This is a genomic window from Burkholderia sp. Bp8986 (genome assembly GCF_003854225.1).
Classification (GTDB): Bacteria; Pseudomonadota; Gammaproteobacteria; order Burkholderiales; family Burkholderiaceae; genus Burkholderia.
This window is the reverse complement of record NZ_QTQM01000081.1, coordinates 1-9,842: the sequence shown is the minus strand read 5'-3', so window position 1 is coordinate 9,842 and position 9,842 is coordinate 1. Positions and strand designations below refer to the sequence as shown.

The 9,842-nt window shown below is 56.7% G+C and carries 8 protein-coding genes and 5 pseudogenes; 9 read left to right on the top strand and 4 right to left on the bottom strand.

The window, feature by feature from the left end:
- A pseudogene (gene ispG / locus DID99_RS35225) lies at positions 1-147 on the top strand (4-hydroxy-3-methylbut-2-en-1-yl diphosphate synthase); the annotation flags it as partial.
- Positions 148-470: 323 nt separating this feature from the next.
- Positions 471-1,112: a hypothetical protein gene (locus DID99_RS35220; protein WP_124668601.1), complete on the top strand. Its 642-nt coding sequence runs from the start codon at positions 471-473 to the stop codon at positions 1,110-1,112.
- Positions 1,113-1,263: 151 nt separating this feature from the next.
- On the opposite strand, the gene DID99_RS35215 is transcribed toward DID99_RS35220, so the two are convergent.
- The 3 genes and pseudogenes from DID99_RS35215 to DID99_RS35205 form a co-directional block, all read right to left on the bottom strand.
- Positions 1,264-1,413: a transposase domain-containing protein gene (locus DID99_RS35215; RefSeq protein WP_124668600.1), complete on the bottom strand. Its 150-nt coding sequence runs from the start codon at positions 1,411-1,413 to the stop codon at positions 1,264-1,266.
- A pseudogene (locus DID99_RS35210) lies at positions 1,409-1,755 on the bottom strand (transposase); the annotation flags it as partial. The gene DID99_RS35215 and the pseudogene DID99_RS35210, both read right to left, overlap by 5 nt.
- Positions 1,756-1,797: 42 nt before the next feature.
- Complete coding sequence (locus DID99_RS35205) at positions 1,798-2,094, bottom strand: transposase (RefSeq protein WP_124668599.1); 297 nt, start codon at positions 2,092-2,094, stop codon at positions 1,798-1,800.
- A gap of 855 nt (positions 2,095-2,949) precedes the next feature.
- Between DID99_RS35205 and DID99_RS35200 the strand changes: the two genes are divergently transcribed.
- Positions 2,950-3,984, top strand: a complete 1,035-nt coding sequence (locus DID99_RS35200) for a hypothetical protein (protein ID WP_124668598.1) — start codon at positions 2,950-2,952, stop codon at positions 3,982-3,984.
- A gap of 789 nt (positions 3,985-4,773) precedes the next feature.
- On the opposite strand, the pseudogene DID99_RS35195 reads toward DID99_RS35200, so the two are convergent.
- Positions 4,774-5,817, bottom strand: a pseudogene (locus DID99_RS35195) (IS701 family transposase); the annotation flags it as partial.
- A gap of 7 nt (positions 5,818-5,824) precedes the next feature.
- Between DID99_RS35195 and DID99_RS38560 the strand changes: the two are divergent.
- The 6 genes and pseudogenes from DID99_RS38560 to DID99_RS35165 all read left to right on the top strand — a co-directional run.
- Positions 5,825-6,055 (top strand): transposase, encoded by a 231-nt coding sequence (locus DID99_RS38560; RefSeq protein ID WP_185733869.1) that lies wholly within the window; start codon positions 5,825-5,827, stop codon positions 6,053-6,055.
- Positions 6,056-6,324: 269 nt separating this feature from the next.
- On the top strand, positions 6,325-6,498 hold the full coding sequence (gene tnpB / locus DID99_RS38555) for an IS66 family insertion sequence element accessory protein TnpB (RefSeq protein WP_409362722.1): 174 nt from the start codon (positions 6,325-6,327) through the stop codon (positions 6,496-6,498).
- 68 nt (positions 6,499-6,566) lie between these two features.
- Positions 6,567-7,309: pseudogene (locus DID99_RS35180) on the top strand (transposase); the annotation flags it as partial.
- 210 nt (positions 7,310-7,519) lie between these two features.
- Positions 7,520-7,741 (top strand): transposase, encoded by a 222-nt coding sequence (locus DID99_RS35175; RefSeq protein WP_260444768.1) that lies wholly within the window; start codon positions 7,520-7,522, stop codon positions 7,739-7,741.
- 24 nt (positions 7,742-7,765) lie between these two features.
- A pseudogene (locus DID99_RS35170) lies at positions 7,766-8,373 on the top strand (transposase); the annotation flags it as partial.
- Between the two features lie 328 nt (positions 8,374-8,701).
- Positions 8,702-9,842 (top strand): hypothetical protein (locus DID99_RS35165; RefSeq protein ID WP_148094693.1); only part of this gene is annotated, 1,141 nt, incomplete at its 3' end.

Here is a 9,842-nt window from a genome sequence, read left to right as displayed (position 1 = left end):
ATCAGCCTGCCGGGTTCGGGCGAGAACCCGGCCGCGCCCGTCTTCATCGACGGCGAGAAGGTCAAGACGCTGCGCGGTAATGACATCGCGCGTGAATTCGAGCGGATCGTCGGCGACTATGTGGCTAGGACTTATGGTTCGGCGAGCACACATGGCACGTCTCGATCACTCGCATCCCAACGTCATCGCAGCAGCGAGCGCGGCGTGACGACATCCGTACCGATCATATGATTCTGATTGCCAATCTGTAAAACTGATTGGTGCGGAACACTCATTCGGGTCAGGTCACTAAATCGTGACCCGCAATCGTGAAAAGAAGTTTCTAGGGAAACCGATAAATGCGACGAGTTTTAGCAACTCAGATTAAAGAAGTCCCACCATGCTATCATTCTAACGCCACGATAAATCGTATTGTTGAAGACTGTGGAGCGCGCATTGACAAAGCCGTCCACCTATCCGAGGCGGAGCGGGTGAACGCTAAAGTCTTGCTCGAAATGCTTGCGACGGACGGTGTTGTCGAAGTTCCTGACACTGATTGCGGAAGAAGGGCAACTGTGGGCGGCATACAATGGGCAATGGAAGCAAGTCTGCGAGGGACGGAATATATCGTTACGCCGGAGCGCCCTACTCCCTTTCGAACCCATGGTGAGGAGCAGCGGGCGCATGGCCAGGCCGAACGTGAGGCAGGCCTTATCGAGCGTGTGAAACGGGGCGACCCGTTGCATTTGGTGTTCTGCAGAGAAGGAGTTGGAACGCAAATGCAGGACGCCACATACCGTCGTGAAGTACTGGAGCGTTTTGCTGTCTCCGGTATGCTGCAGGAGCACTATCTGGAGTATTCCAAAGATACATTTCCTGCCGAGCACAGTGGCGCGCTGATCATCTCTTTTCACGATGACAATTCTTTCGCGTTCGCCATTCATGCCGCGCAGGTTGACAAGACGACTAACGTCAAGGTTATAAGACTGTATCTGGGCGCACTGGGTTCGAGCCGCGGCCAACCAGTCGACAAAGCTTTTCGCGACTGGGAAAGTTTTCTGCGGAAAGAGGGCATATCGTTAGGCTCGGACATTGAACCTCGTGTGATGTATATTAACCGGGACTCGATCTGACTAACACCAGCGTCCCTGATGCTCTCGTTCATTGTTGTACTGGTCGAGCTACACATCAAAGGCTGCCTGCAAGGTGGCGATCGAGTCGTAGATCTTCTTGCGAAAGACGATACGATAGAACTCGTTGTATGCGGTCTTTTAACGACGCCCGTCAGAGGTTCAGGGCAGCAGGAATTCTCGAAGGCATGAGATCGGCGTGGTCTTCAGCGGGTGCAGCGAGCGGAAACCAGGTGAACAGCCACACCAGATAGCGACGCGGCTCGACGGCGTTCGCCTTGCACGTCTGAACGAGGGAGTACATTCACCTTGCGCCACGTGCGGCGCTTCGAGTAGCCATGCTGACGCACCTTCCATTCGCCTTCGCCGTAGACCTTCACGCCCGTGCTGTCGACCACCAGATGAATCGGGTCGCCGTCGCAAACGATCGGCAGTTGGACCTCAAGCGTTTGTGCGCGGCGACAGAGCGTCGCGCAGTTCGGTACCGGCAAGGTGGCGAAGGCCAGATCGCGCGGGCTTTGCGCAAAGCCCTGCAGGGCGCGCACGTGACGTTGCCTCGGTTGATCAGGCCAGCGTTGTACGCCGCTCAGTTTCTGACGCGGTAGCGCGCCTTCGGCTCGTGCGTCTTGCTTCTATCCCTGCGCATCTTCTCGGCAAAAATCGAGCATCGACGCAGGAACCCGAATTGTTAACAGAGGTATCGCCCCGGTCGTTGCGCGTATACGTCACCGCGGCGCTCGCCGGATTTATGCAACAACGCCTCGAAGAACCGCCAGCCCTTGTGGCCGACGACGAATGGCCGGATCGCGATCTCGCACTTGTTGTTCGAGATCGGCAAGTTGCCGGTAGCGATGACACGATGCTCCAGCAGGCGCTCGATAATGGCGGGTACGCCGGCACTGTACTGGACGCGCAGTCGCTGCCGGCCTTCAGACTTCCGCTTCGTGCTGGGTGTCTCGGCCGCGAACAGCTTGCCGATCAGCATGTCGAAACGCGTGGCTAGCAGATCAGGCGAGCGTGTAGCCTTCGGCACCGACTCCTGGTCTTGACGAAGCCGCAGCGCATGTATGCAGAGTATCCAAAATTCACGAGCTAGTGATCGTGAGCGATGTCGTTGTACAGTTCGTATCTGTCAGTCATAAGCACGGTATCAGGCTGCACGCCGACATAGAGTTTCTGCGTGTGTGGACACTGCGCCCGAGCGAGCACAAGAACATCCGCACGGGCGGCTAGGAGCATTTGACCGGCGCCCGCAGGCAACTCTTCGCCTGCGGCCTTCGTCTCGGCTCTCCTTCAGGGATGCGGTCGTGTATGACTGTGACTTTATGAGCGGGATAGTCCATGAACAAACAGGAAAACGAATATTCGTTGGCGCGACTTGCAGTCCGAGACGAGGCGTGGTTAGGGCGTAAGTTGTTGGCACAGACTGCGCGATCGGCAAGCCGGCCACGTATTCAGGGCACCGGTTGACGCATCACATTTGCAAAGGCAGTTAGCTTTTGCGAGGCTCGGAAAGGAATGCCGCCGTGCCCCGCCAAATGGAAGGGGATCTTGTTCACCCGATAACTAATCTGCAGATACGGAAATTTCCCGACCAGCTTATCTATTTGCACTAGATCGTATGCTCCGAATTCCTCGTTCTCAATCCGTGGTCCTAGCTGTACAGGTCACAAACCCAGCCGGAAATGCCGGAACCTTGCAGCACGGCGAGCAAAATTATCCAATCCGACAGGAGTCCGGCCATGAGGGAATTAAGGCTAGTCTTCGCGTTTTAGAATATCCAAGGGTTGGGTCTACGACCAGCCCAAGCAGAATAACGTCGATAGCACTTCCGATCGGGATGAACACCGCGCCAGCTGCAACTCAAAACGCGAACTGCAGCGACAGTTCTTCTGCATCCCTCCAATCTTTGATCATAAGTCGGCCTACGAATCTTGTATCTCACGAGCAACTCGAGGACTTCAAGCTTCAGGTACATGCGATCACCCAGCTACGCATCGAGCAGCAGTTCAATGAGCTGGTAAACGTTGCCGATCGACTGCCGCATCTCTCGAGCGACGTGCTCGATCAGGCCCACAAGTGTATTCTTAATGCGGCTAGTCAACTGCGCCCAGAAGATCGGCATTTGATGCTTGCACGTTTCGTGAATCAAATTCAGTATCTTCCAGATGATGCCCGAGGCCGTGCCTACAAGCGAATTTTCGATGCAATCAAATTACAGCAATCAGATTGGCGAATCTCGCTGCTGATTCAACTCGTAAGTCAAATTAGCTGTCTCCGAGTGGAGATAAAAAGGCGGGCTTTTTTCCTTATTGCAAGATTTATTTTGAAAATTTCTACGAAAAAATGGCCTGTTCTGGTGGGGGCGCTCGTTAGTCAAATCGGCGAATTTACCGGATGCCGATTGCGTCAATTCTATGCGGATATTGTGGGTGTAATTGCCCATTCGCCCATCGAAGATAGGAGAAGGCTGCTGGTGAAAATGATCGAGGCGCTCGTCGAAAGCCTTCAGGATTTGCCGGACGCCACGCGCATTGTCGCCTTCTCCGAAATTTGCAGCATAGTCGGACGATTGATTCCAACGTGTCAAGGCTCGTCACTAGCAGTGCTCGCAGAGGGGGTCCGGAAAATTCCCAGTGCTGCGCAAGAGCAGGCGTTTGAATGCGTTATGCGCACGGTCGCCCACTTGCCGATCGTACATCGTTGCGAGATTCTAGAAGTTCTTGTCAGTAGGCTCTGGAAACTTCCGGACGCCGTGCAACGTAGAGCAGCTGAGTGCCTTGCATATGTGATCGATAAATTGCCGGCTGATTGCCAGGGTGAATCGTTGGCGATTTTTGCACTTGAAATCCGTGCGCGGTCGCGAGAGAGCTGAGTAACCTTCCTGTATCCTCAAGCGGTAATTTGTTTTCAAGAAAAAAGTGATACTGGGGGCTGAGGAAGAACAACGTTCAAATCGCAATGATGTCTGCGCTGGGCAATGTAATGGTGCCGTGCGAGGTATGGCAGAAAGTTTGAATGATGCCGAGTATGATGAGCCGATCGTGAATCGTTACTCCATTTCACAAATTGCCGATCCTAGCGACCTGATTGTCGATGTTGAGTGGTCGGCGAGTCACAACGAAAGACTGACTATTCCCCGTTTGTCTTCGTCGGCACGGGGCGCTATCATTGGAAACACGGTACGTAGAGCCTCTTTAATTGCTTCACATTCTGCGATATTGAAAAGTTCGACTGCTGCGTCGTTATCAACTACGGGCAGATCAGCGCAGGGGCGACACATTCGCTGGCGTCAAACGGAGAGCCGTCTTGACTACTGGCCACCGAGAGTCGCTGTGTGGATCTAAAATTGTAGTCGAGATAACATTTGGGCAGGTCATGCGAGACTTTTTATCGTTGTTGTGGAATGAAAATGCCATAATTAGTAAGGATCGAGTTGATAGTGTGGAAACACTTCTGGGGCGGGCCGGCGCCTGGAATTGAGCGTCGGTTATATTCCTGACCATCAGAGGATTTTTAATAATTGACTATGTGAAGTCGCCACACATGATGAACCCGATACTGTTAGCCACTGACTGCAATGGAGGTCGAGCCGACGAGGCTAAACGCGAACTGGTTGAGGCAAAAGTTGAGAGCGATCTCCTAATCTTACTATGTCAATAAATCAGCATTGACCGCTGAACAAAGCGGACATCGCTGGATCCGGCGCGCGATGTAGGCCGCGATACGCCAGCGCAGCGTGGTGATGGAATCAGCCACGTGGCGCTGCGCGCTGTGGACCCGCGTGGCACGTAATCTGAGGGTAAGGCAAATGGGTCGCGGATCGCGGAATTTTTTTACTGTCGCCTTGAATGAGGCGTTGAGCAACAAGAAACCCATAGGCGGAAATACACTACGATGCATGGTAATGGAATCCACGCCAGCCACGTCCTTCGAAGTGTCCCAGGCCGAACTCCTGCTTGAGATCCTGATAATCCCGCTCGATACGCCAGCACATCTCGGCAACATGAACCATGCGTTCGAGCGTCGTGTCTGGGGGCAAAGTCGAAAGCCAATATTTGAGTGGCTCCGCATCACCTTCGGGCCATTCGATCAGCAGCCATTCCTCATCGTGCAGTGTGGAGCGCCAGTAATCGCGATGTGAAGCACGCACGCGCACGGCGGCAAAGCGCGAACTGAGCGCGGCGCAGGTACCTTCGCGCCAGATCACGTTGCGATAGCGCGAGGCATCGAGCGTCAAGGCCAGATCTTTGACTCCGATCGGCTCATGCCCTGGCGCGCGCCGTAACAAGCTACGCGGCTGGCCCGATTTCCCCGCAGAGGATTCGGGCGGTAGAGGAGCGGTGCTCGGTGCCCATACGCGCGTGTTCGAGCGAATGCCCATCGCATACTGCAGCCCGAGCTCGCTGACGGCCTCGCGAAACGAGGTGTCGTCTCCATAGCCCGCATTGGCCAACACGATACCATCGGGCGCGCCGCTTTGCCTTGCTTCGTGCAACTGCCCGGTCGCAATCTCCGGTTTGGGCGCAAACTCAATTTCCTCGGGCACGCCGGCTTTCTGTCGTCGCGCGGGGTCGTCGCTCCATTCACGCGGCAGATACAGTCGATACGATACCCGTAGGCTCGCATCTTCCGTCGCCACCGACAGGCTCACCGCAACCTGGCAATTGTCCTGCTTGCCCAGCTGGCCGCAGTATTGCCGCCGCACACATCGCGTGTATCCGCTCGAGTTCAAGCAACAAGTCGTCCGCGAAACCTTGGCGCCAGGCGCATCCGTCTCGGTCATCGCGCACCGACATGACGTCAACGCGAACATTGTGTTCGAATGGAAACGGTGGTATCGCGAGGGCAAGCTAACGCTGAATGGCCCCGACGCGACGTCGGCATCACCCGCCGAGTTATTGCCGATCAACATAATCGACCTGCCGATGCAGCATCTCTCGTAACCGACGGCGAACGAGCTGCCCAAGGCGATCGATAGCGGGCCGTCATCAGTTTGCGAGGTAGAAATCGGCAAGCGTCGTATGCGGATCCGAGGGCTGCCGCTCGAGCGTGCAGAATCGTTCCTGCAGGAGTACCTCCGGTGATCCCGGTTCCGGCCCGCACGCGGATATGGCTGGTCGCCGGCATCACGGACATGCGCTGCCGGTTCCAGGGGCTTTCGGCGAAGGTGCAGACGCCGCTCGAGGAGAATCCGTAGGGCGGGAACGTCTATATTTTTCGCGGCCGCCGCGGCGATCTCGTCGGGGTACCGTGGGCGATTGAGGACGGACTCTGGCTCCTTGTCAGGCGTCTTGAACGTGGCCGCTTCGTGTGGCCTCAGGCTGATGGCGGCAAGGTCTTCCTGAGCGCGGCCCAGTTGTCGAGGTTGCTCGAAGGCATCGATTAGCGGCAGCCGCGTCGCACCGCCACACTCTCGATGTTGTAAACAGCGAGGAAGCTCGTAAACTGCGCCACATGTCGAACGGCGCCGATCTCCCCGACGATGTCGATACGCTGCGGGCCATGTTGGCTCAGGCCCGCGCATCGATTGACGAACAAGGGCGGGAGATTGAGCGGCTGCTTCAAGACATGGCCGAACGGGAACTTGAGATTGAACGCCTGAAAGCGCAGATCGACAAGCTCAAGCGGATGCACTTCGGCCGCAAGTCTGAGCAGCCTGACAGGCAGATCGCTTTGCTCGAGTCCGGGCTGGAGGACCTGACCGCCGGGCTCTGCGCTGCGGACGTGCGTCGTGCCCGCGCGTCGACCGTAAGCACATCCGGCGGCGGAACGTCCCCGAAGGAAGCGCTGCCGCATTCATCTTCCGCGCGAAGATCACGTGTTCGAACCCGATCCGAGCTGCCCGCTGTGCGGAAAACCCCATGCGGTTTGATGGGCGACGACATATCTGAACAGTTCGCTCGCGTCGCGGCCGCGTTCAGGGTCATTCGCACGATCCGGCCCAGGGCGGTCTGCGGCGGCTGCAATCACTTCTCGCAGCCACCCATGTCCGGCCTGGGGCGGCTTTGGGTCTACGTTCGAGACGACAACCGCTCGGGCTCGACGGAGCCAGCTGCAGTCTGGTTTGCCAACTCGTCTGACCGCAAAGGCATTCACCCCGGACCCATCTCGCCGGATTCAAGGTCATCCTGCAGGCGGACGCCTACGGAGGCTTCGACGAGCTGTACGTGAACGGCAAGATCCGCGAGGCAGCGTGTTGAGACCATGCTAGGCTTAAACTGTACGAAGTACACGCGAGTACGCCGTCCGAAGGTAAGCGTGTCTCCAGCCCCGTCTCGACGGGCTGACCAGAAATTGCCAGAGTAGTCCCCACCACTTCAAGTAGCGTGGACTACTTTGACGACGGAAGCACCAAAGAGGATCGGCCGCAAGGCATCCCGGATCACCCACTGGAATTCCGGCGCGAGATGGCCAAGCTTGCGTGCGAACCCGGAGTGTCTGTCGCGCGTTTCGCAATGGAGCACGGGTTGAACGCAAATCTGGTATTCAAATGGCGCCGTTCGTCGCGAGCCGGCGAATACGATCCAGTGAGCCTAGTTCCCGTGAAGGTGGACGTACCGACTGGCTCAAAGCCTTGCTGCTTGAGCGCGATGCGCGCATCGACCACCTCGAAGGTCTGGTCTGGTTGAATCGTACGAAGCCGTGGTGGCCGCGGGTACCCGGCGATTTACGAAACCGGGTGGGTAGCAGAAGCAGTCAGTTGAGCGCATGACCGGCGACAGTTCTATGGATTGCATGCCGCGCGGCCGAATGCCTTGAACACCGAGGCGCTGGAGCGTATCAGCGCGTTGTACAAAATCGAGGAAGCGATCCGGGGCAAGCCACCCGATGAACGACGGGCGTACCGACAAACCCATGCCAGGCCGTTGCTCGAACAGTTCCATACGTGGCTGAATGCCACGCAGGAAACGCTCTCGCGCAAATCCGACATGAGCCGGGCGATCCTCTATGCGCTGAACCGGTGGGCGGCGCTCACGCGCGACTGTGACGACGGGCGTCTGGAAATCGATAACCTGCCGGTCGAGCGCGCTGCCTCGATCTACAGCCTGATCGGCACGGCCAAGCTCAATAACCTCGATCCCAAGGCGTATCTACGCGCCGTGCTCACGCACATCACCCGATTAACCGGATCGACGAGCTCACACCCTGGGCCCTGGGCCGTCGCCAATCAGCTCGCCATCGCATAAACGTTGGCGCGGCACCAGACGGCTCCGGCGACACGCTTGCGTTGTGCCCCCGCCCCACCTGCCCGCAAAAATGAACGGTTTTTATGCACTCATGCGCCCGGCGCTCGGGGCCGCCTGGCGTGGGCTGTGCGGCGAGTGCTGGGCCGATTCCTCTATGCGCTTTTATGCGCCTTGATTATACAAGTTCGGTATTTCGTCGCCGGTGACGGGTACGGCCTCACGTTTTGATAGATTCCGGTTCGATTGAATGTCTTCTCAAGGTCGTCCGCCCAGCGATCATCTGATGGATGCTCGTGCCGTGGTTATTGGTCAAGATGATTTCCGGGTATACGCGCTTTTTTTGGTAGTTATTTGTAATGACGTGTGGTCTAAATACGGACTTCCCCCGCATCGGAGAAAACCGTGAGCGTCGGATTTTCTTTACAGAGAAACTCAACCCCCCTTAATTTTTCCTGCAAGAATCGCCATGAGCTGAAGGACATCTTAACGCAGGCGAGCGTGCCGGACCGCAGCGGAAAGCCGACGGTCTACCAGGGTACCCTCTATCACGATGGCAAGAAATACCTGGTCACCCGCTTTCATGAGGTGGTGGGGGGGCAACAGGTGGCAAGGCATACTTTTTCACGTCAGGTCGACTGGGAGCAGTCATGGGCAGTCGTGATCGAAAACCTGTTCTCCAAGTATGTCCTTGACAAGACGTGGATCGGACAGCGAAAGCTGGAAAATGTCAGGCAGGAATTCGAGGTGCTGTTGGAAGACGCCAAGGATCAGTCACGGCTTGTTGTATTCAAACACGGGCTTGACATCGACTCCAATGCGTCATTGCCGCACCGCAAACTTGCAGACGCGGCGACAGCCCTCGTTGCCTGTCGGGAGCTGGAGCGAAGCATCCATCCGGCAAAGCGACTTGACGAAGCGGGTTATACCGAGGAGGCGCGAGGCGCCGTAATGAAGGGTGGATTTCAGCAGCCGTGGTGCCACCCCTATTCCGAGGAGCGAGATGCCACCGCCCCTTATGTCTTCACGCTGAAGAATGGGGCAAGGGTCACTGCCGACGAGCGTCTGCTGCACGCCAGTCCGGCGTACCGGCGGATCGTAGCTCAACTTGAGCCGCTTGAAAAACAGCTGGGGGCTCGTGAAGGGATGTTGATGAGTCTTGCCGAGGATTATTCAGACCTGCTGATGTTGGGTGATAACGGAGACCCGACGGCAGCGATCGAACTCAGCGAGCGACTTCGCCAGTGTGAAAAAGCGCAGCTTGATGACGCCAAGCAATTGAGCATTCTCTTGAACGAAAAGGTGCAACTGGAGCGGGAGCTCAAAACGCTGGTCGATCGTATGAACGAGAGCGAAGACAGCAAAGACAGCAAAGACAGCAAAGGCTGGAAGCTGGAACAAAAACGCCTGTTTAATGCGCTGGTGGATCAGATGTGGATGATCGGTACAGCTATTACATGGGCGAACATAGAATGTCCTGCGGGCCGCACATATGGAACGCCCGAGGAAATTGCCAAGCAAACGGCACTGCTCAAGCAGTATGGCG